This is a genomic window from Stenotrophomonas sp. 10N36 (assembly GCF_056395005.1).
Map to the genome: position 1 here is coordinate 97412 of NZ_JBFTIS010000009.1, position 21025 is coordinate 118436.

Consider the following 21025-nt stretch of genomic DNA (forward strand, 5'->3'; position numbering starts at 1 on the left):
TCGTGTCGACGCCGCGCAGGCCTGCACTCTCCAATGGATTTCCCATGAAACGGATCCTTCCCGCCGGCATTGCCCTGCTGAGTCTTCTCCTGTCGGCGACGACACAGGCAGCACCCGCTTCCCTCACCAACTACGGGGATTTCTACCGCTCGTTGGGCAGCAGCCTGTTCCAAGGACCGGGGACTGAAATGGCGATGCCCTGCACGGACTCGCCCCGCAACTGCGTCTGGGTGACCTCGATGGGCCAGGCGCTACGACGCTTCGACCAGACACTGTGGAGCGGGCCGGGCGACCTGGCCATGACAGCCCCTGCCGGCGTACCCGAGGTGGCGTTCGACGGCGAGGCGTTGGTGGTCGGCACGCAACGCTGGCCCCTGAGCCGTGCGATCAACCTCGCGCCTGCACCGTGGAATGGCAACGCGCCGATTGCTCCCGAGAACGTGGCGGTGATGACGCTGTGGCACCGCGGCAGCTCGGTGTGCTTGGACATCCGCCAGGTCAGCAGCGGCAAGGGCGACCGCTACACCACGGTAGTGTTGCTGCATGGGCAGCGACTCTACGTGCTGCCCCCGCTGTTCGGCACCTGTGCCGCGGTTCGCGAAGCGCCGCACCAGGGGTTCAGCTATCCGAGCAACAGCTACCTGGGCGCGGGGATGGAGACCGATCCGGAGGGCCTGCAGGTGGACTACCTGCTGTCCAACGGCATGACCCGCATCGCGCGATACCGGCTGCGTTTCCCCGACCACGACAATCCCTTCGTCTTCGAGGCCGTGCGCGAGTAGGCGGGGATGGCAACGGCCAACACGTGCCGAGGCTCCCAAGCGATGCCGCGGGAATGCCCTGATCTGGCGCAAGGTGGCGATGCCGGGCGCGAAAGACGCGATAGCGGTGCGCAGGCAGAAAGAGGGGGATAGGCTTCGTTCAAAGGCTTGAAGAGCGCCGCAAGCTGCAGCGGAAGCCAGTGATGGAGCGGGTGAAGGGAATCGAACCCTCGTCAGTAGCTTGGGAAGCTACAGCTCTACCATTGAGCTACACCCGCGTTGCGCCGGGCAAGTTTATGCGGCGGGGCGGTAAAAACGCAACGGGCGGCACTGGGCCGCCCGTTGTGGCTGGCTTTCGCCAGCCGCCTGCAACGCTCCGTGTGGAGCGTTGCGCGCGGTGGATCAGAAGCTGCCGCTGAAGCTGGCGAACAGCGACACGTCGCGGGCACGCTTCTGCATCGTGGTGGTGCTCATGCCCACGTTGCTGTTCAGGCCCCACAGGTTCAGGCGCGCACCCAGCACGGCGGTGGCGTAGTTCTTGTCGAACTCCAGGCCCGGCACCTTGTACATGCCCACGTCAGGCATCGACTGCAGCCATGCGCTGGCCTGCTTGCCGTCTTCGAACTCATGGTCATAGGTGACCTGCACGTACGGCTTGACGCTGCCGCCATCGAAGCGCGCCTGCCAGCCGATCCGGCCGACGGTGGAATCGACGTCCTGGTCGCCATAGCCCAGCGCGGTGGCGCTCGGGTTGCTTTCCAGGTAACCGTCCAGCTTGACCTTCTGCCAGATCACCGCGGCGACCGGACCATGGCGGAAGCCGCCTTCGGTGCCGAACTCATAGCCGGCGTTCAAGGCGGCGGTCAGGTTGCTGCCTTCCGGCGAGCCTTCATGGATACGGGTAGCCGGGCCCAGCTGGACCTTGCGGGTGACGTCGTAGTCCAGCCAGCTGTAGCTGACCTGGCCGTTGACCCATGCGCGCTCGCCATACCAGCCGGCGAACAGGCCCAGCGAGGTATCGGACTGGGTGAAGTCGCCCTTGCTGTTGCCGAAGTCGGCGTCCATGCGGCCATAGCCGGCAAAGCCGCCGACCACCATGCCATCACGCGCCCAATCCACGCCGAACAGGCCGGCCGGGGCCATGCCGTCGTACAGATCGGCATGCGCATAGCGCTGCATGTCGCCGCGCAGGTTGCCCCACCAGCTCAGGCCGTCAGCCGGACGGCCGTCCAGATGCCAGCTGACCTGGTCAGCGCGCGAACGGCCGATGGTCTGGGCCGAGTGGGTCAGGATCTGCTGGTTGCGCGGGGCTTCCAGGATCGACAGGGTGTACTGGCCCAGCATTTCATGCGTGGCCGAGGACGGGTGCACGCCGTCGGCGAAGACGTAGGTGCGCCATGCGTCCGGAGTGACGAGGCTGGTCGGGTTGCAGGTCAGCGACTGGGCCACGGTGCAGGCGGTGCCGGTGACGTTGGTGAAGCCGTAGGTGGCCGGGCTGGCGACGATTTCCTGCAGGATGTGGAAGGTGTCGACCGGGATCACCTGCAGGCCAGCAGCCTTCAGGCCACCGAACAGGGCGTCGTTGTAGGCCTTGGCCAACGCGGTGCCGCCCGCCATCGCGGCTGGGCCACCGGCGCGTGCGCCCGGGGTCAGGCCGAGGTCGGGAATGGTCGGCACCACGATGTACTGCGCGCCGGCGCCCTTCAGGGTGCCCACGATGCCGACCTGGTCGGTCACCGCCGCGCCCAGGGTGGCGGCCAGCGGGGCGCCGTTCTGGATCGCGAACAGGTCGTTGGCACCGCCCCACACGGTGTACAGGGCATTGGCGTCGGCCTTGCCGCCGTTGGCGGCCAGGTACTGCGCGGTCTGGGTCTTGAGCGAGTACACCGGCACCGCCGGGGTACCCGGGGCCAGGGTCAGACTGGTATCCACGCCCACGCGGGCGCCACCGATGGCGTAGTTGTCGCCGTTCTGGCCGTTGCCGTGCGCCGAGGCATTGGTGCCGTAGTAGTCGGCGACGAACTGCGCATACGTCCAGCCCGGGTTGGTGGTGGACTGGCCGGTGACCGATCGCACCGCGGCCGGCAGCAGCGGGCGGAAGTAACCGGCATCGGTGAGGCTGTCACCGATGAACACGGTCTTGGTATAGGGGGACTGCTGGGCCATGGCCGGCAGGGCGGCCATGGCGATGGCCACGGCCATCAGGGAACGCAGGGGGCGCTTGCTGAGCAGCATGTAAAGCTCCTTGAGGTGGGGAACAGCCGACGTACGCCGGCGCACGGTGGCAATGGTTTCACTGCGCCCTGGGCAATTCACGCTGCGTCGCCGCATGAAATCGCCCCGGGCCTCTGGAAACCCCGCACGGCGGCCTCCGCCGCCCCGGCAGCGGGCCGGCAAGGGTACGCACACCCGCCACAATTAGGGACAATGGCGTCATGAACATCGTCCTCAATGGCGACACCCGCCAGCTTCCGCAAAGCGCCACCGTCCACGACCTGCTGCAGACCGAGCAGTTGCTTGAGCGCCGGGTGGCGGTGGAGGTCAACGGCGAGATCGTCACCCGCAGCCGGCACGCCAGCCACGCCCTGCAGGACGGCGACGTGGTCGAGATCGTGCACGCGCTGGGCGGTGGTTGACCGTGTTGAACGGCGCGTTGCCGGGCGCAGCATCGTGACGCGCGATAGGCGATAATTCGCGCCATGAATCCACACGCCCCCAACGACGCGCTGGTGATCGCCGGCAAGACTTACGGTTCCCGGCTGTTGACCGGCACCGGCAAGTTCAAGGACCTGGAAGAAACCCGCATCGCCACCGATGCCGCCGGTGCCCAGATCGTGACCGTGGCCATCCGCCGCACCAACATCGGGCAGAACCCGGGCGAGCCGAACCTGCTCGACGTGCTGCCGCCGGACCGTTACACCATCCTGCCGAACACCGCCGGCTGCTACACCGCCGAAGACGCCGTGCGCACCTGCCGCCTTGCCCGCGAGCTGCTGGACGGCCACAACCTGACCAAGCTGGAAGTGCTGGGCGACCAGAAGACCCTGTACCCGGACGTGGTGCAGACCCTCAAGGCCGCCGAACAGCTGGTCAAGGATGGCTTCGCGGTCATGGTCTACACCTCCGACGACCCGATCCTGGCCAAGCGCCTGGAAGAGATCGGCTGCGCCGCGGTGATGCCGCTGGCCGCGCCGATCGGCTCGGGGCTGGGCATCCAGAACAAGTACAACCTGCTGCAGATCATCGAAGACGCCAAGGTGCCGATCATCGTCGATGCCGGCGTGGGCACCGCGTCGGACGCGGCGATCGCGATGGAGCTGGGCTGCGACGGCGTGCTGATGAACACCGCCATTGCCGGCGCCCGCAACCCGGTGCTGATGGCCAGCGCGATGCGCAAGGCCGTCGAGGCCGGGCGCGAGGCGTTCCTGGCCGGGCGTATTCCGCGCAAGCGCTACGCCAGTGCCTCCTCGCCGGTGGATGGGCTGATCTGATGACCAATCCCTTCGACAGCGCCGGCGCCAAGGCCCCGGCCAAGCCGTTCACCATTACCGAAGGCCGCCGCGAGGTGCGCAGCTTCGTGCTGCGCCAGGGCCGCTTCACCCCCGCCCAGCAGCGCGCGTTCGATGATCGCTGGCCGCGCTTCGGCCTGGACTTCACCGGCGAGCCGCGCGACCTGGACGCCACCTTCGGCCGCGACGCGCGCAAGGTGCTGGAAATCGGCTTCGGCAACGGTGCCGCGCTGCGCTTCGCCGCCCAGCAGGACCCCAGCCGCGACTACATCGGCCTGGAAGTGCATGCCCCCGGCGTGGGCCGCCTGCTCAACGCGCTGGCCGACGACAACGCCGACCACGTGCGCCTGTACCACCACGACGCGGTGGAAGTGCTGGAAAAGGAAATCGCCGATGGCGTGCTCGATGAAGTACGCATCTATTTCCCGGACCCGTGGCACAAGAAGCGCCACAACAAGCGTCGCCTGATCCAGCCGGGGTTCGCCGCGCTGCTGGTGCGCAAGCTGCGCAGTGGCGGCCGCCTGCACTGCGCCACCGACTGGGAAGACTACGCCGAGCAGATGTGGGACGTGCTGGACGCCACGGACGGGCTGACCAACCGCGCCGGTCCGCGCGGCCAGGTGGAGCGCCCGGAATGGCGCCCGCAGACCCATTTCGAAACCCGTGGCCAGAAGCTGGGCCATGGCGTGTGGGACCTGTTGTACGACCGCACCTGATCCCCGCCCAAGGAACCGCGCCACCCCATGGATACTGCGCTGACGCTGACCACCGATATGAAGCTCGTGCTCGGGCTGGTCGGCTTCACGATGGCGATGTTCCTGTTCGAGCGCATCCGCGCCGACGTGGTGGCGCTGGTGGTGCTGGTGGTACTGGGTGTCACCGGCCTGATCGCGCCGGAGGAAATCTTCGGCGGCTTCTCCGGTAACGCGGTGATGAGCATCATCGCCACCACCATCCTCGGCGCGGGCCTGGACCGCACCGGGGCGTTGAACCGGCTGGCGGCCTGGCTGCTGCGACGCGGGCACGGGGTGGAAACCCGCCTGTTGATGATGACCACCGCCATTGCCGGCTTGAACTCCTCGTTCATGCAGAACCCGTCGGTGATGGCGCTGTACCTGCCGGTCGCCTCGCGGTTGGCCGCACGCACCGGGCTGACCCTGCAGCGCCTGCTGCTGCCGATCGCCGCGGCGATCGTGATGGGAGGTGCGCTGACCATGGTGGGCAATTCGCCGCTGATCCTGCTGAACGATCTGCTGGCGTCGGCCAACAACAACCTGCCCTCGGGCCTGGCCACCATCGAACCGCTGCGCATGTTCGCGCCGCTGCCGATCGGCGTGGCGCTGCTGGTCGCCTCGCTGCTGTATTTCCGCTACTTCGGCGACCGCAAGCTGGTCGAAGAGGAAACCCTGGCCAACGACGGGGTCACTCCGGCGCGGACCGAGAGCTACTTCGCCAAGACCTACGGCATCGAAGGCGACGTGTTCGAGCTGGTGGTCAGCGCCGAGAGCCCGTTGGTGGGCATGACCCTGGGCGAAGCAGAGAACGTGCACGACGCGCCGCTGCTGCTGGCGCTCAAGACCGGCAATGACACCCGGCTGGCCCCGCCGGCGGAGATGCGTATCTGGGTGGGCAGCGTGCTGGGGGTGATGGGCGCCCGCGCGCAGGTCAACGACTTCGCGCAGAACCAGTTCCTGCGCATGTCCTCGCGGTTGAAGCACCTGGGCGACCTGTTCAACCCCAGCCGCGCCGGTATTTCCGAGGCCGTGATACCGCCCACCTCGGACGTGATCGGCAAGACCGCCTCGGAACTGCGCCTGCGCAAGCAGCGCGGGATCAGCCTGCTGGCGATCAACCGCGACAAGCAGGTGATCCGCGAAGACGTGCGCAACGTGGCCCTGCGCGCCGGCGACATGCTGGTGTTCCACAGCATCTGGACCGACCTGGCCCAGGCCGCCAAGAGCCGCGACTTCGTGGTGGTCACCGACTACCCCAAGGGCGAGCAGCGCCCGCACAAGTTCAAGATCGCGATGAGCATCTTCGCCATCACCATCCTGATCGCGCTGACCTCCAAGCTGCCGGTGGCGCTGACCCTGATGACCGGCGTGGCCGGCATGCTGCTCACCGGCGTGCTGCGCATGGACGAGGCGTATGCCTCGATCAACTGGAAGACCATCTTCATGATGGCGGGCCTGATTCCGCTGGGCTGGGCCATGGACAGCAGCGGCGCGGCGGCGTGGGTGGCCGGGCACACCATCGACCGCCTGCCCACCGGCATTCCGGTGTGGGTGCTGGAGATCGCGCTGGCGCTGTTGACCACGGTGTTCTCGCTGACCATCAGCCACGTGGGCGCGACGATTGTGATGGTGCCCATCGCGGTCAACCTGGCGCTGGCTGCTGGCGGCAACCCCACCGCGTTCGCGTTGATCGTGGCGTTGTCGGCGTCCAACAACCTGATGACCGCGTCCAATCCGGTGATCTCGATGATCACCGGACCGGCCAACTACACCCCGCGCGAGCTATGGCGCGTCGGTGCGCCCCTGTCGTTGATCTACACCATCGTCGTAGTGGCGATGATCAACCTGATGTTCTGAGGCGAAGGCGTAGCGACCCACGGTCGCTACCTACGCCGGGCCGGCATCACCCGGTAGGTGCCGACCGTTGGTCGGTACGGGGTTCCGAATGCGTCGCGCGTAGCGACCCACGGTCGCTACCTACCCGAGCCACACCTGGCCGTCGCGCACCTGCAACGGTACCGCGCGCAGCCGGTCGCCCTTGCACGGGCCGGCCACGCAGCCGCCGTCGTCGAGCGAGAAGGACGCGCCGTGCGCGGCGCACACCAGATGGCCTTCACGGCTTTTCAGAAACTGCCCCGGCGCCCAGTCCAGGCGTCGGCCGGCATGCGGGCAGATGTTCAGCCAACCGCGTACGTCGTCGCCATCGCGGTACATGACCAGCGACTCACTGTCGCCGTCCAAGGTGACCTCGACCTCGGCAAAGCCCGCGTCGGCAATGGCGTCCAGGGCAATCAAGGGAGCGGCGGTGGTATCGGAAACGGGCATGTCGGCACGCGGATTCAACGGGCCGGCATTCTCTCACGCCGTCACGTGGCTGGCCCGGCGATGAACACAAGTCATTGATTTGAAATGAACGCGCGGTACGTTTAACGAGTTTTTCACTCAATGGCAGAGGCCACCCCGGATACTGATGGCTCGCTGACTTCAGCCAAAAGAAACGCCATGTACAAGCGCTACTTCCAGTTCAACACGTTCCGCACCCTGTTCGCGCCGCGCAAGCCGCGCCATCCGTTGGTGCGCGTCGCGGTGGGTCTGTTGGGCTTGGCTATCCTGGCCGCGCTGGTGTTCGTGGGGGTATTCGTGGGCGCGGCGATGATCATCGCCGGCGTTGCGTGGAAGCTGCTTGCCCAGCGCAAGCAGGGCACGCGCCCGAGCGACCCGCAGGTGGTTGACGCCGAGTACCGCGTGGTTCGCAAGCAGGCGTTGCCGCTGTCGCGTTGAGGGAGTGCCGCGCCGTCGCGCGGCCCCTGTCCGTCCCGCATTCGGCCACGTTTGGCGTGGCACGTCGCGCGCGCTCGTTCTAGACTGCCTGTGACCCAACGTGACAGGACGCGAGCATGACCGATGTAATTCCCACGCCCGAGCAGCCGCGCATTCCGGTGGCCGGTGGCGGCACGTTCCCGGTGCGCCGCATCTACTGCGTTGGGCGCAACTTCGCCGACCACGCACGCGAGATGGGCGCCGCCGTTCCAGCGTCCGATGATCGCGGCCGCCCGATGTTCTTCAGCAAGCCCGCCGATGCGATCGTGGTCGGGCATGACGATGTGATCCCCTACCCGCCTGCCACGCACGATCTGCACCACGAAGTGGAGCTGGTGGTGGCGATCGGTCGCGACGCGCCGGCTGGCGAGCTGCCGGTGGACCAGGCCGAGGCGCTGGTGTTCGGCTACGGTGTCGGGCTGGATCTGACCCGCCGCGACCTGCAGGCAGCAGCCAAGGCCAAGGGGCATCCGTGGGATCCGGCCAAGGGCTTCGACCATTCCGCGCCGATCAGCGAACTGGTCCCGGCCGGTGAAGTGGGCGACCTGGCCGCGCTCAATCTGTCGCTGGAAATCAACGGCGAAGTCCGCCAGCAATCGCTGCTGGACCAGATGATCTGGAACGTGCCGGAAATCCTGCACGAACTGTCCAAGCTGTGGGCACTGAAAGCCGGCGACCTGGTCTTCATGGGCACCCCCGCCGGGGTGGCGGCCTTGAAGCCGGGGGATCGTTTCAGCGCGCGGCTGGAAAACGTGGCCGAGCGCCATGGCATCATCTCCGAATGACACCCCCGGCATTACGCTGGCATATCTGTTGATTTCCCCCACGAGGAGAGCCTGATGGGCGTACTGACTGAGTTCAAGGAATTTGCCATGCGTGGCAACGTCATCGACCTGGCGGTCGGTGTCGTGATTGGTGCCGCGTTCGGCAAGATCGTCACTGCGTTGGTCGACAAGATCATCATGCCGCCGCTCGGCTGGATGATTGGGCGCGTGGATTTCTCGGAACTGGCCTGGACCTTGGCACCTGCGCGCGTGGATCCAACCGGCAAGGAAATTCCGTCCGTGGTGATCGGCTACGGCGATTTCCTCAACACCGTGGTGCAGTTCGTCATCGTGGCGTTTGCCATCTTCATGGTGGTGAAGTTCATCAACCGCCTGGCGCGCAAGAAGCAGGCCGAGCCCGCTGCGCCGCCGGCGCCGAGCGAAGAAGTGCTGCTGCTGCGCGAGATCCGCGACAACCTCAAGCAGTAAAGGCCGCAGCAGGCGCCCGTAGTGCCGGCCGCTGGCCGGCTCCTGGCAATGCCGGATGAGTGCGGAGCCTGCCAGCGGCCGGCACTACCGGGCATCGGGTTCCGCCGTGGCAGATGCGCATTCAAAAACCCCGCCCCGGCGGGGTTTTCGCGTATGGAAAACAGCGTCCGCGCAACCATGACCTCCCGCCCATGTGCGGGCCCGGCAGGCTGCTAAGCTCGGACGCTTCTGTCCTGCTTTCCGGAGCTGTCCATGCGTCGCCGCGTCCTTGCCATCGCATCCTCCCTCGCACTGTTGGCCGCCCCGGCGTTCGCGGCGACCGGCCCCACCACGCTGGCACCCAAGTCGCTGGCCACCGCGGCCGAACTGCGCGAGCAGGCCCTCAAGGACGACACCGGCTGGAAGGTGGTCGAGTCGCTCACCACCGAGATCGGCCCGCGCATCGCCGGTGGCGAAGCCGATGCCCGCGCCGTGGCCTGGGCCGTGGCCAAGTTCAAGGCACTGGGCTTCGACAAGGTCTGGACCGAGCCGGTGACCTTCCCCAAGTGGGAGCGCCGCAGTGAACACGCCCAGGTGATCGGCAAGCACGCCCAGCCGCTGACCATCACCGCGCTGGGCGGCAGCCCGGGCGGCACGGTCGAGGCCGAGGTGGTGCGCTTTGCCGACCTGGCCGCGCTGCAGGCCGCGCCGGACGGTTCCTTGAAGGGCAAGATCGCCTTCGTCGACTACCAGATGACCGCCTACCGCGACGGCCGTGACTACGGCAACGGTGGCGCCGTGCGCAGCAAGGGCCCGTCCGAGGCGATCCGCAAGGGTGCGGTGGGCTTTGTGATGCGCTCGGCCGGTACCGATTCGCACCGCGTGCCGCATACCGGCATCACCCGTTTCGATGACGGCCTGACGCCGGTACCGGCCGCCGCCTTGTCGGTACCCGATGCCAACCAGCTCGCCCGCCTGGTCGCGCTCGGCAGCACCACGCTGAAGCTGAGCCTGGATTGCGGGTGGGACGGCAAGGCCACCTCGTACAACGTCATCGGCGAAATCACCGGGCGCAGCCTGCCCAAGGAAGTCGTGGTCATCGGCGGCCACCTCGATTCCTGGGACCTGGGCACCGGTGCCGTGGACGATGGCGCCGGCGTGGGTATCACCATGGCCGCGGGCCACCTGATCGGCCAGCTCAAGCAGGCCCCGAAGCGCACCATCCGCGTGGTGGCGTTCGCCAACGAGGAACAGGGTCTGTACGGCGGCAAGGCGTATGCCGAGGCCCATGCCAAGGACGTGGTGCTGCACCAGTTGGCCGCCGAGAGCGACTTCGGCGCCGGCCGCATCTACGCCTTCAACACCGGCTCGCCGAACCCGCAGGGCTCGCGCGATGCCACCCGCCAGATTGCCGAGGTGCTCAAGCCACTCGGCATCGAGTACGCCGCCGACAAGGGCGGCCCCGGCCCGGACGTGGGCCCGCTGGCCGCCAAGGGCGGCGCCTGGGCGTGGTTGGCGCAGGACGGCAGCGACTACTTCCACCTGCATCACACCGCCGACGACACCCTGGACAAGATCGACCCGGCCGCGCTGGCACAGAACGTGGCCGCCTACACCGTGTTTGCCTACCTGGCCGCCGAGGCCGACGGCAGCTTCGGCAGCGAAGCCAAGCCGACCACGCCGCCCAACGAATGACAGCCCGCAGGGACCGTGGCGCCTGGCCACGGTCCCTGCCCTGCTCATTTGCGGCCGCGCGCGGCGATCTCGTTCCACAACTCGGCCCGGGCCACGCCGGCCACCTGCGGGTTGAACACCGGATCGATGCCGGCACGCCGGCTCTTCTCATAGTCGCGCAACGCGGCCAGGGCCGGCTTCTGCAACAACAGCAGCGCGATGATGTTCAACCAGCTCATCAGGCCGACGCCGATGTCGCCCAACGACCACGCCACCGTTGCGGTATTGACCGCCGACCACGTCGCCACGCCCAGGAATGCCAGCTGGAACAGCCGCAGCACCCACGGACGATGCTGGTTGCGGCACAGGTACACCACGTTGGTTTCGGCGTTGTAGTACAGCGCCAGGATGGTGCTGAAGGCGAACGGCAGGATCGCCAACGCGATGAAGGCCGTGCCGAACCCCGGCAACGCCGACTCCACCGCGTGCTGCACGAAGTGCGGTCCGGCGGCCAGCCCCGGTACGTTCGCCACCAGCATGCCGGCATGGCTTGCCGCTGCCGGGTCGTACACGTTGTAGGCGCCGGTCGACAACACCAGGAACGCGGTGGCGCTGCACACCACCAGCGTGTCGATGTAGACCGAGAACGCCTGTACCAGCCCCTGCTTGACCGGGTGCGAGACCTCGGCGGCTGCAGCCGGATGCGCGCCGCTGCCCATGCCGGCCTCGTTGGACATCACCCCACGGCGCACGCCCCACTGGATGGCGGTGCCGATCATCGCGCCAAAGGCGGCATCGGTACCGAACGCGCTGTCGACGATCAGCCGCGCCATGCCCGGCAGCGCATCCACGTTGAGCGCCATCACCACTGCGGCCACCAGCAGGTAGCCGACCGCCATCACCGGCACCACCACCTGCGCCACGTTGGCGATGCGGCGCACGCCGCCGAAGATCACCAGCCCCACCACGACCACCATGCCGGCCGCCGATGCACTGGCGGGAATGCCCCAGGCGCCATCGAGCGCGCTGGCGATCGCGTTGGACTGGGTGCCCGGCAGGAACAGCCCGCAGCCGATCACCGCACTCCACGCGAAGGCCACGGCATACCAGCGCTGGCCCAGCGCGCGTTCGATGTAGTACGCCGGGCCACCGCGGTACTGGCCGTTGGCGTCGCGCTCCTTGTAGATCTGCGCCAACGTTGATTCGATGAAGGCGCTGCTGGCGCCCAGGAAGGCCACGCACCACATCCAGAAGATCGCACCGGGACCGCCGTAGGCAATGGCCATCGCGACACCGGCGATGTTGCCGACGCCGACGCGGCTGGACAGCGACAGGCTCAGTGCCTGGAACGAGGACACCCCGGAGGCCGAGCTGCTGGAACTGAACAACAGGCGCAGCATGTCTGGCAATGCACGCAGTTGGATGAAGCGGGTGCGCACGCTGAAGTACAGGCCGGCCAGCAGGCACAGCCCGACCAGCGCCGGGCTCCAGACCAGGTCGAGCAGGCGGGCAACGATGGATTCGACAGTCATGGGCGGCTCCCGATGGCGGTGCGGAGGATCGAAGGCGCGCGCATCAGAAGAACATCCCGAGCGCGATCTGCGGGCTGACGAACGCGCCGCTGTTGCGGCCGCCCACGCTGAACTCGACGCCGGCGATCAGCCCCAGCGACGGACTGAAGTGGTACTCGATGGCCGGCGCCACGCTGACACTGCTGCTCGAAGGCCGGCGCTGGTTGATGCTCCGCAGGCCCTCGCTGCCCGGGGCATAGCCGGTGATGTGCTGGTCGCTTTCGCGGCTGGCGGTGACGTCCAGCGCGGCCACCCAGCGCGCGTTGACGCTGTATTCGGCCCCCAACGAGAGACCCAGCAGCGAGCCGCGCGCGATGCTGCCGCGGAAGCCGGGATCGGTGCCGTACACGCTGCTGTCGTGCAGCGCCACGCGGGCCGGTGCCGGACTGGCGCTGAGCTGGCCACGCCACCGCAGCGGGCGGTCGTTGGGCATCCACAGCACCTGCTGCACGCCGAGTGCGAAGGTGGTGCGCTGCACGCCATCGCCCTGGGCATTGAGTGGATTGCCACCGATGCGGTCGTAGCTGCCGGTGGCAAAGCGCTGCAGCAGCGCCACCGAGATGGCCGGGCGCGTGCCGTCGGCGCTGGGGGCCTGCAGCAGGTACTGCAGCCGCGCGGTGGTGTCGCCGGCACGCACTGCGCCGCTGCGCGCGCCAGCCGCGTCGGCACGTGCCGCGCTGAGATTGACCTGCGCGGTGACGCGCTCGCCCATGCCGTAGGCGATGGGCACGACGGTGAGCCACGCGCCGCTGTCGCTGCTGCGCTGGCGGCGGCCGTTGGCGTCGTAACCGGCATCGCTGTCCACGCGGACCAGGTAGGGCTCGATGTACCAGTGGCCGCGCGGCACTCCGGCCGGGTTGGCGGTGACCAGGGGGCCGGTGAAATTCACCCCGTCAAGGCTGCGTGCCTGCGCAGCGGCGTGCGGGGCGAAAAGCCCCAGGGAAAAAGCCGCCAGCGCTAGCGCGGCGACACGATGAAACGACAACGCGGACAAGGTCATGCCAAGGCTCCCGTGAGACTGGAAAGAAGACGGTGCGCAAGCACACCGCTGCGCCAATCTGCACAGCGCGTTGGGCAGCAACAATGTGCAGAACCCTTGTTTTTGCCGATCTGTGCGGGGCCGCACGCACGCCGTTTCGCATCACATGCGATGGTGGTGTTCTGCGTTCTTGGCCGGTGATCGCAACGGTCGTGTTCATTGCGTGGAGCAATGACGGGAACGTGGAGATGGGGTGTTCATGGGGTACGTGCAGCCACCCATGGGGTGGCTCTACCCGGGATCGTGTGCAGGCGATGGCGCATAAAAAAGCCCGGTCGAAAAACGACCGGGCTACCGGGACTCGTCACACCCCACGCGGTGAGCGTCACAGACTTGCTGCGATCCGGACAACGGCGCCGCGCTGGGTGGGTGTCTCTCCTCACCTACCCAGCACAGTACCGCCGAGCACTGTGACGCAGCTCAAGGCCAGCGCACTATGCGAAAAATCCGAATCGGCTGTAGTCATAACGCTATCGGTGACACCGATCACACCGCGTTGGGCAAGCGCGCACGCGCGCTACCCGAAAACCGCGTCCTGCTCAGCGTGCCTGGCGTCCGTACCAGTGCGCCAACAGCACCGCTGTCGCCGATGCCACGTTGAGGCTTTCCACTGCGCCGGTGCCCGGAATGGACACCTGCGCGTCGCAGTCCTGCGCCAGCTCACGGTCCATGCCTTCGCCTTCGGCACCCATCACGTAGACCAGCCGCGCCGGCACGTCGCTGGCGAAGAGGTTGTCGCCGCCGTCCACCAGCGTCGCGGCCAAGCCGAAGCCGGCGTCGCGCAGCTGCTGCATCGCCTCCGGCAGCGCGGGCAGGCGCACCAGCGGCACCGATTCGGCGCCGCCTTCGGCCACGCGCGCGGCCGCACCGGACAACGCCAGCGTGGACCCCGGTGGCAGCAGCAGGCCGGCCACGCCGAAATGCGCCGCCGAGCGCAGGATCGCGCCAAAATTGTGCGGATTGCCCACGCCATCCAGCCACAGTGCCAGCGCCGGCGTACCGGCCGGCAGCGTGCCCAGCCACTCGCCCAGCTCCAGCATCGGCGCACGCAGCACGTCGGCCACCACGCCTTCATGGTGGGTGGTAGCGGCCAGCTTGTTGAGGTCGCCCTCTTCCACCACGCGGTAGCCCACCCGGTTGGACACGCACCACTTCAGCATCGGCTGCAGGCGCGGGATCAGCGATTCGGCCAGGTACAGCTTGCGCAGCGCCTGCGGGCGCTTGTCGAACAGGGCCTGCACGGCGTTCCAGCCGTACAGGCGCAGCTCGTCGTTGCCCCGCCCCGGCGGTGGCGGCGTGCCGCTCTCGCGCGGGGGCAGCGGGGTGGCCCGCGGCGGCCGCGAAGACGGGCGGCGGGCATTCTTCCAGGGATCATTCACTACGGGACAACTCCAGCTTGCGTTGACGCCAGAAATCGGCGTTCTTGATGCCCAATGCATCGGGGTCGAAGGTCGGATCCAGGCCGAGCTTCTTCTGTCGTTCGTAATCGCGCAGCGCCAGCATCGCCGGCTTCTGCACGATCAGGATGGCGATGATGTTCAACCAGGCCATCAGGCCCACGCCGATGTCGCCCAGCGCCCACGCCAGGGTGGCGTTGTGGAACGCACCGAACACCACCATGCCGATGATGCCCAGGCGCAGCACCAGCACGGTGAGCGGGCGCTTGCGGTTCTGGTTGATGTAGCTGAGGTTGGTTTCGGCCATGTAGTAATAGGCCATGATCGTGGTGAAGGCGAAGAAGAAGATCGCCACCGACACGAACGAGGCGCCCCAGCCCGGCAACACCGCTTCCACGCCGGCCTGCGCGTAGCCCGCACCTTCCGGGATACCGGCCAGGCCCTGGAAGATCGGGGCGGCACCTTCCACCGGCGAGTACACGTTGTAGGTGCCGCTGGCCAGGATCAGGAAGGCGGTGGCGGTGCACACCATCATGGTGTCGAAGTAGATCGCGAAGGCCTGCACGTAGCCCTGCTTGGCCGGGTGCGAGACCTCCGAGGCGGCGGCGGCGTGCGGGCCCGAGCCCTGGCCGGCTTCATTGGCATAGATGCCGCGCTTGATGCCCCACTCCACCGCCAGGCCCATCATCGCGCCGAACGCGGCGTGGGTGCCGAAGGCGCTGTCGAAGATGATGCCGAACATTTCCGGCACGCGGTCGTAGTTGATGATCATGATGACGATGGCCATCAGGATGAACGCGGCGGCCATGAACGGCACCACCACTTCGGCGAAGTTGGCGATGCGCTTGACCCCGCCGAAGATGACCACGCCGAGCAGCAGCGCCACCACGACGCCGATGCCCAGCTTGAGCGCCTGGACCGATTCCATGCCCAGCACCTGGCCATCCAGCGGGCCGCACAGCGCGCCGCCACGGCAGGCGTTGATGATGCTGTCGGCGATGGCATTGGCCTGCACGCCCGGCATCAGGAAGCCGGCGGCGATGATGGTGGCCACGGCGAAGGCCAGGGCGTACCACTTCATGCCCATGGCTTTTTCGATGTAGTAGGCCGGGCCGCCACGGTAGCGGCCTTCGGCGTCCTTGGTCTTGTAGATCTGGGCCAGGGTGCATTCCACGTACGAGGTGGAGGCGCCGACGAAGCCCATGACCCACATCCAGAAGATCGCACCGGGACCGCCGAAGGCGATGGCGGTGGCCACGCCGGCGATGTTGCCGATGCCCATGCGGCCGGCCATCGACATGGCCAGGGCCTGGAAGGAGGACACGCCCGCGTCGGACTTCTCGCCCTGGACGGTAAGGCGACACATCTCGAAGAAGCCGCGGATCTGCATGAACCGGGTGCGGATGCTGAAGAACAGGCCGGCACCCAGGCACACGGCGATCAGCGCCTTGCTCCAGATGATGCTGTTGATGAAATGTACGGTTGCTTCCACGCGCTCTCTCCAGTCGGCGGAAAAAAAGGACGTCCCGTCGGCTGGAGGGGACCGCGTCGATTCTCCACCATCAGGGCCGCCACGGGTAGCGCCGGGTGCGTGGGGGCAGAGCAGCCGGGCAGAGCCCGGCTCTACGCGGCTGCCCCGTCACTATCCAGCCGGGTGTGTGGGGGCCGGCGGCGAGGGGGATGAACGCGTTGCCATGCGGCGGGGGAACGACACGCCGCGCCCCGGCAACGACACGCCAGCGCCGTAGAGCCGGGCTCTACGGCCGCGATCCTTTCATTGGCCCCGGCGCGCGGCAACGCATTCAGCATCGCCGCCCCACCGGACCCCGGTCAGGCGTGCCCGCCCACCGACGGGGTCTCCGCCTCCTGCTTCTCCAGCTCACGGGCCACCGCTTCGGGCGAACGCGTGTACGGGGCCAGCAGCGAATAGAACGCCGGCACCACGAACAGGGACAGGAAGGTGGACACGGTGACGCCGAAGATCACCACGATGCCGATGGTGCCGCGGCTGGCCGAGCCCGGGCCGCCGGCAACCACCAGCGGGATCGCGCCGACCACCGTGGCAATGGAGGTCATCAGGATCGGGCGCAGGCGCACCATCGACGACTCGACGATGGCCCGGTGCACGTCGCGGCCTTCGTCGCGCAGCTGGTTGGCGAACTCCACGATCAGGATGCCGTTCTTGGCCGCCAGCCCGACCAGCATCACGATGCCGATCTGGCTGAACAGGTTGATGCTGCCGCCACTGACATACAGGCCCAGCAGCGCGCCGAGCACGCCCAGCGGCACGGTCAGCATGATCACCAGCGGGTGGATGAAGCTCTCGAACTGCGCGGCCAGCACCAGGTACACCACCAGCAATGCCATGGCGAAGGTCAGCAGCACGGCGCTACCGGCGTTCTGGTATTCGCGCGATTCGCCCTTCCAGTCCAGCTGCGCGTGCTGCGGCAGTTCATCGCGGGCGGTCTGCTGGGCCCACGCGATCGCCTCGCCCAGCGGGTAGCCCGGGGCCAGCCCGGCGGTGATGGTGATCGAGCGCAGCCGGTTGAAGCGGTTGAGGTTGCCCGCCTCGGCCACTTCGCTGAGCGTGACCAGGTTGGACAACGGCACCAGTTCGCCGCCACTGGCGCGCACGCGGATGGCGGCCAGGTCGGCCGGGGTGGCGCGGCCATCGCGGCCGGCCTGCACCAGCACGTCGTATTCCTCGCCGTTGTCGACGAAGGTGGTGACCCGGCGCGAGCCCATCATGGTTTCCAGCGCGCTGCCGATCGCGGTGACCGACACGCCCAGGTCGGCGGCGCGCTGGCGGTCGATGTTGACCCGCATCTGCGGCCGGGTTTCCTTGTAGTCCGAATCCGGGCCGACCAGGCCCGGGTTGTCGGCCATGCGCGCCAGCATGCGATCGCGCCACTGCGCGATTTCGGCGTACTCCGGCCCGCCCAGCACGATCTGGAACGGCTGGCCCTGGCTGCGCACCAGGCCGCCACCGACCTGGGTACGCACACGCACGCCGCGGATGCCGTCCAGGTGCTTCTGGAGGTCGGCGGCCACGTCCGGCGTGCCCACGTCGCGCTGCTTCCACGGCTGCAGGAACACGCTGATGCGGCCGGTATGCATTTCTTCGCTGGCACCGAAGCCGCCGGGCACGCGCGGGTTGGCACGCACGATCGGCTTGTCGTCGCCGACGAACCCGGCCACCACCTTCTCCACTTCCTGCACCTGGCCCACGGTGTAGTCGTAGCCGGCACCTTCCGGGCCATCGATCATGATCTGGAACGAACCGCGGTCCTCGGCCGGCGCCAGTTCGGACGGCAGCACCTTGAGCAGCAGCGCGCTCGCCAGCAGCGACAGCACCATCACCACTACGTATATCCAGGTACTCCCGACGTGCGCGTCGAGCACCCGCCCGTAGGCCGCCGAGACGCGGTCCAGGTTGCGGTTGATCACGCCGTGCAGACCGCGCGGCGGCTGTCCGGTATGCGGCTTGAGCAGCTTGGAGGCCATCATCGGGGTCAGCGTGAGCGACACGAACGCCGACAGCGCCACGGCGGCGGCCAGGGCCACGGCCAACTCGCGGAACAGGCGGCCGGTATTGCCTTCCAGGAAGCCCACCGGCAGGAACACCGCCACCAGTACGGCGGTGGTGGCGATCACCGCGAAGGCCACCTGCGCGGTACCGCGCTTGGAGGCCACCAGCGGCGGTTCGCCCAGGTCGATGCGGCGCTGCACGTTCTCCACCACCACGATGGCGTCATCGACCACCAGGCCGATACACAGCACCAGTGCCAGCAGGGTCAGCAGGTTGATGGAGAAACCAAACGCGTACAGCGCGATGAACGCGGCCACCAGGCACACCGGCACGGTGACTGCGGGAATCAGCGCGGCGCGGAAACTGCCGAGGAACAGCCAGATCACCGCCAGCACCAGCAGCATGGCTTCCACCAGCGTGGCGTAGACGCGGTCCACGGCCGCTTCAATGAAGGTGGTGTTGTCGAAGGCGACGAAGATGTGGGTGCCTTCGGGCAGGGTCTGCCCGACCCGCTCGGCTTCGGCACGCGCGGTGCGGGCCACGTCCAGCGAGTTGGCGGTGGAGGTCTTGACGATGCCCAGGCCGATGCCCGGTTCGCCATTGCTGCGGTAGTACGCGCGTCGTTCGGAGGAGGCCAGCTCGATCTTGGCTACATCGCCCATGCGCACCACGTAGCCATCGGCGCCCTTGCCGAGCGGAATGGTGGCGAAGTCTTCCGGCTTCACGTAGTTGCGCTCCACGCGCAGGGTGAAGTCGCGGTCGGCCGATTCGATGCGGCCCGCCGGCAGCTCGACATTCTCGTTGCGCAGCGCGGTTTCCACATCGCCCACGGTGAGGCCACGCGCGGCGAGCTGGTCGCGGTCCAGCCAGATGCGCATGGCATAGCGCTGGCGCCCGCCGATGCGGACCTGGGCCACGCCATCCAGGCTGGAGAAGCGGTCGACCACGTAGCGGTCGGCGTAGTCGCTCAGCTCCAGCGTGTCCATGCTGGAGGAGGTCATGTTGAACCAGATGATCGGGTCGGCGTCGCTCTCGACCTTGGCGATTTCCGGCGGCCGCGCTTCTTCGGGCATGCGGTCGGCGACGCGGCTGACCGCATCGCGCACGTCGTTGGCCGCCGCTTCGATATCGCGGTTGGAGGTGAATTCGATACTGACCTGGGCGCGGCCGTTGGAGCTGCGCGCGTTGATGGTGTCGATGCCTTCGATGCCGGCCAGCGCATCTTCGAGCACCTGGGTAATGCGGCTTTCGATGACCGCGGCCGAGGCGCCGGTGTAATCCACCGAGACCGAGACGATCGGCGGGTCGATCGCGGGCAGCTCGCGCAGGGTGAGGCGGGTGAAGGACATGACGCCCAGCACGACCAGCAGCAGGCTCATCACCACGGCGAAGACCGGGCGCTGGATGGAAATGTTGGAGAGTTTCATCCGGCCGGGTCCGCGGGCTTGGCGGCGGGCACGGCGGACGCCGCCGGCGCCGGGCGGTCATCGACCTTCAGGCCCGGGCGCAGCTTGCCGGTACCGTCGACCACGATGCGGTCGCCGGCCTTCAGCCCGCTGCGGATTTCGACCACGCCCGCACGGCGCGCGCCGCTGGTGATGTCGAGGCGTTCAACGCTGTGGTCGGCCTTGACCCGGTACACGAACGAGTCGCGGCCCACCTGGACCACGGCGATTTCCGGGATCACCAGGGCCTGGCGCTCCGGACGGAACATGCGGATATCCAGCAGCATGCCCGGGCGCAGGGCGTGGTCGGCATTGATGAAGTCGGCGCGCACGGTGACCGCGCGGGTGCCCGGGTCGACCCGGGTGTCGATGGTAGCCACCACGCCTTCGAAGCTGCGGCCGGGATAGGCAACACTGGTGGCAGTGACCTTGTCGCCGTTGCCGAGGCTGGCAAGTTCGGCTTCCGGCACCTGGAAATCGACGTGCATGCGTTCGATGTCGTCCAGGGTGGCGATGCTTGTGCTGGGGGTGACCAGCGAACCCGCGCTGACCTGGCGAATGCCGAGCACACCGGCGAACGGCGCGCGCACGCGACGGTCGCCGATGTCCGACTGCATTTCGCGCACGCGCGCCTCGGCGGCATCGCGGATGGCACGCTGGGTGTCCAGGGTGGCGCTGGCCACCAGCTGCTGGGCCGCCAGTTCGCGCTGCCGCTTGTACAGCTGGTCGGCCTCGGCAAAGGTGGCTTGCGCCTGCAGCAGGGCCGCTTCCTGGGCCTGACCGCGCAGGGTGACCAACGGGGTGCCGGCGCTGACCTGCTGGCCGCTCTCGAAGTGGACGGTTTCGATGATCTCGCTGACCTTGGCGGTGATGGTCACCGACTCACGGGCCTTGGCGGTGCCCAGCGCCTGCAGCGTGTCGTTCCATGCGGAGGTCTGCACCACCTGGGTAGTGACCGGTACGGCGTCTGCCGCCCGGCGCGCGGTGTCGTCCTTGCTGCTGCACCCGGCCAGCAGGGCCAGGGTGAGGCCAGCGGCGATGCGCGCGGTGATGCGTCCCAACATTTGAAAAAATCCCGTTAAACCCACGATCGCCGAGTGTACGGGTCGGGGCTGGCCGGGCATATGTGCCAAGCGTTTACCGGCGCCCGGTGGCAGCCGAAACGCCTTTCGTGCTGGCCTGTTCGGGTGTGTAACGGCGTGTATCGGCGCGTGTCGGATGGCGTCAATAGCCGGGGGCATCGCGTAGAGCCGGGCTCTGCCCGGCTGCGGGTCCGTGTCGGACGGTGACGCCTTCAGCCGGGCAGAGCCCGGC

At 67.8% G+C, this 21025-nt stretch carries 17 protein-coding genes and 1 tRNA gene; 9 read left to right on the top strand and 9 right to left on the bottom strand.

Features of this window, described 5'->3' with window-relative positions; genetic code table 11:
- The first annotated feature begins 44 nt into the window (after positions 1-44).
- Positions 45-782, top strand: coding sequence for a hypothetical protein (locus tag AC1DCJ_RS10990; RefSeq protein WP_478070943.1), 738 nt, complete (start codon positions 45-47; stop codon positions 780-782).
- A gap of 183 nt (positions 783-965) precedes the next feature.
- Here AC1DCJ_RS10990 and AC1DCJ_RS10995 read toward each other — a convergent pair.
- Together AC1DCJ_RS10995 and AC1DCJ_RS11000 are read right to left on the bottom strand one after the other, a co-directional pair.
- Positions 966-1039, bottom strand: a tRNA-Gly gene (locus AC1DCJ_RS10995).
- A 124-nt stretch (positions 1040-1163) separates the two neighbouring features.
- Entirely contained in the window at positions 1164-2996 is a 1833-nt protein-coding gene (locus AC1DCJ_RS11000; RefSeq protein WP_478070944.1) for an autotransporter outer membrane beta-barrel domain-containing protein, read from the bottom strand.
- A gap of 200 nt (positions 2997-3196) precedes the next feature.
- On the opposite strand from AC1DCJ_RS11000, the gene thiS reads away from it, so the two are divergent.
- The 4 genes from thiS (at position 3197) to AC1DCJ_RS11020 (ending at position 6861) form a co-directional block, all read left to right on the top strand.
- Entirely contained in the window at positions 3197-3397 is a 201-nt protein-coding gene (thiS, locus tag AC1DCJ_RS11005) for a sulfur carrier protein ThiS (protein ID WP_137190170.1), read from the top strand.
- Positions 3398-3460: 63 nt separating this feature from the next.
- Positions 3461-4252 carry a thiazole synthase gene (locus AC1DCJ_RS11010; RefSeq protein ID WP_128096404.1) on the top strand — a complete coding sequence of 264 codons (792 nt, stop codon included), beginning with the start codon at positions 3461-3463 and terminating at the stop codon, positions 4250-4252.
- Positions 4252-4986, top strand: coding sequence for a tRNA (guanosine(46)-N7)-methyltransferase TrmB (gene trmB / locus AC1DCJ_RS11015; RefSeq protein WP_137190171.1), 735 nt, complete (start codon positions 4252-4254; stop codon positions 4984-4986). The genes AC1DCJ_RS11010 and trmB overlap by 1 nt, the downstream gene beginning before the upstream one ends.
- A gap of 27 nt (positions 4987-5013) precedes the next feature.
- Entirely contained in the window at positions 5014-6861 is a 1848-nt protein-coding gene (locus AC1DCJ_RS11020) for an SLC13 family permease (RefSeq protein ID WP_038686602.1), read from the top strand.
- A gap of 120 nt (positions 6862-6981) precedes the next feature.
- Here AC1DCJ_RS11020 and AC1DCJ_RS11025 read toward each other — a convergent pair whose 3' ends face one another.
- The gene (locus AC1DCJ_RS11025) at positions 6982-7329 is read right to left on the bottom strand and encodes a Rieske (2Fe-2S) protein (RefSeq protein WP_478070945.1); all 348 of its coding nucleotides are present in this window, start codon (positions 7327-7329) and stop codon (positions 6982-6984) included.
- A 177-nt stretch (positions 7330-7506) separates the two neighbouring features.
- Between AC1DCJ_RS11025 and AC1DCJ_RS11030 the strand changes: the two genes are divergently transcribed.
- The 4 genes from AC1DCJ_RS11030 to AC1DCJ_RS11045 all read left to right on the top strand — a co-directional run bounded on the left by AC1DCJ_RS11030 (position 7507) and on the right by AC1DCJ_RS11045 (position 10751).
- Positions 7507-7785, top strand: a complete 279-nt coding sequence (locus AC1DCJ_RS11030; protein ID WP_137190173.1) for a hypothetical protein — start codon at positions 7507-7509, stop codon at positions 7783-7785.
- A gap of 116 nt (positions 7786-7901) precedes the next feature.
- Complete coding sequence (locus tag AC1DCJ_RS11035) at positions 7902-8609, top strand: fumarylacetoacetate hydrolase family protein (protein WP_137190174.1); 708 nt, start codon at positions 7902-7904, stop codon at positions 8607-8609.
- Positions 8610-8663: 54 nt separating this feature from the next.
- Entirely contained in the window at positions 8664-9077 is a 414-nt protein-coding gene (mscL, locus tag AC1DCJ_RS11040; protein ID WP_478070946.1) for a large-conductance mechanosensitive channel protein MscL, read from the top strand.
- Between the two features lie 252 nt (positions 9078-9329).
- On the top strand, positions 9330-10751 hold the full coding sequence (locus AC1DCJ_RS11045) for a M28 family peptidase (RefSeq protein ID WP_313244562.1): 1422 nt from the start codon (positions 9330-9332) through the stop codon (positions 10749-10751).
- A gap of 44 nt (positions 10752-10795) precedes the next feature.
- Here the strand turns inward: AC1DCJ_RS11045 and AC1DCJ_RS11050 are convergent, their stop codons facing one another.
- The 6 genes from AC1DCJ_RS11050 to AC1DCJ_RS11075 form a co-directional block, all read right to left on the bottom strand.
- Complete coding sequence (locus tag AC1DCJ_RS11050) at positions 10796-12262, bottom strand: alanine/glycine:cation symporter family protein (RefSeq protein WP_478070947.1); 1467 nt, start codon at positions 12260-12262, stop codon at positions 10796-10798.
- Between the two features lie 43 nt (positions 12263-12305).
- Entirely contained in the window at positions 12306-13301 is a 996-nt protein-coding gene (locus AC1DCJ_RS11055) for a hypothetical protein (RefSeq protein WP_478070948.1), read from the bottom strand.
- 578 nt (positions 13302-13879) lie between these two features.
- Entirely contained in the window at positions 13880-14719 is an 840-nt protein-coding gene (locus tag AC1DCJ_RS11060) for a TrmH family RNA methyltransferase (protein WP_425533146.1), read from the bottom strand.
- A complete protein-coding gene (locus tag AC1DCJ_RS11065; protein ID WP_478070949.1) occupies positions 14712-16229 on the bottom strand; it encodes an alanine/glycine:cation symporter family protein in 1518 nt (505 codons plus the stop codon). The genes AC1DCJ_RS11060 and AC1DCJ_RS11065 overlap by 8 nt, the downstream gene beginning before the upstream one ends.
- A 338-nt stretch (positions 16230-16567) precedes the next feature.
- Entirely contained in the window at positions 16568-19693 is a 3126-nt protein-coding gene (locus AC1DCJ_RS11070) for an efflux RND transporter permease subunit (RefSeq protein WP_478070950.1), read from the bottom strand.
- Positions 19690-20775, bottom strand: a complete 1086-nt coding sequence (locus AC1DCJ_RS11075) for an efflux RND transporter periplasmic adaptor subunit (protein ID WP_137190182.1) — start codon at positions 20773-20775, stop codon at positions 19690-19692. The genes AC1DCJ_RS11070 and AC1DCJ_RS11075 overlap by 4 nt, the downstream gene beginning before the upstream one ends.
- Positions 20776-21025 lie beyond the last annotated feature (250 nt).

Coding starts and splice junctions, on each gene's coding strand:
- AC1DCJ_RS10990 (WP_478070943.1), top strand. CDS start 45: ATGAAACGGATCCTTCCCGCCGGCATTGCCCTGCTGAGTCTTCTCCTG.
- AC1DCJ_RS11000 (WP_478070944.1), bottom strand. CDS start 2,996: ATGCTGCTCAGCAAGCGCCCCCTGCGTTCCCTGATGGCCGTGGCCATC.
- thiS (WP_137190170.1), top strand. CDS start 3,197: ATGAACATCGTCCTCAATGGCGACACCCGCCAGCTTCCGCAAAGCGCC.
- AC1DCJ_RS11010 (WP_128096404.1), top strand. CDS start 3,461: ATGAATCCACACGCCCCCAACGACGCGCTGGTGATCGCCGGCAAGACT.
- trmB (WP_137190171.1), top strand. CDS start 4,252: ATGACCAATCCCTTCGACAGCGCCGGCGCCAAGGCCCCGGCCAAGCCG.
- AC1DCJ_RS11020 (WP_038686602.1), top strand. CDS start 5,014: ATGGATACTGCGCTGACGCTGACCACCGATATGAAGCTCGTGCTCGGG.
- AC1DCJ_RS11025 (WP_478070945.1), bottom strand. CDS start 7,329: ATGCCCGTTTCCGATACCACCGCCGCTCCCTTGATTGCCCTGGACGCC.
- AC1DCJ_RS11030 (WP_137190173.1), top strand. CDS start 7,507: ATGTACAAGCGCTACTTCCAGTTCAACACGTTCCGCACCCTGTTCGCG.
- AC1DCJ_RS11035 (WP_137190174.1), top strand. CDS start 7,902: ATGACCGATGTAATTCCCACGCCCGAGCAGCCGCGCATTCCGGTGGCC.
- mscL (WP_478070946.1), top strand. CDS start 8,664: ATGGGCGTACTGACTGAGTTCAAGGAATTTGCCATGCGTGGCAACGTC.
- AC1DCJ_RS11045 (WP_313244562.1), top strand. CDS start 9,330: ATGCGTCGCCGCGTCCTTGCCATCGCATCCTCCCTCGCACTGTTGGCC.
- AC1DCJ_RS11050 (WP_478070947.1), bottom strand. CDS start 12,262: ATGACTGTCGAATCCATCGTTGCCCGCCTGCTCGACCTGGTCTGGAGC.
- AC1DCJ_RS11055 (WP_478070948.1), bottom strand. CDS start 13,301: ATGACCTTGTCCGCGTTGTCGTTTCATCGTGTCGCCGCGCTAGCGCTG.
- AC1DCJ_RS11070 (WP_478070950.1), bottom strand. CDS start 19,693: ATGAAACTCTCCAACATTTCCATCCAGCGCCCGGTCTTCGCCGTGGTG.
- AC1DCJ_RS11075 (WP_137190182.1), bottom strand. CDS start 20,775: ATGTTGGGACGCATCACCGCGCGCATCGCCGCTGGCCTCACCCTGGCC.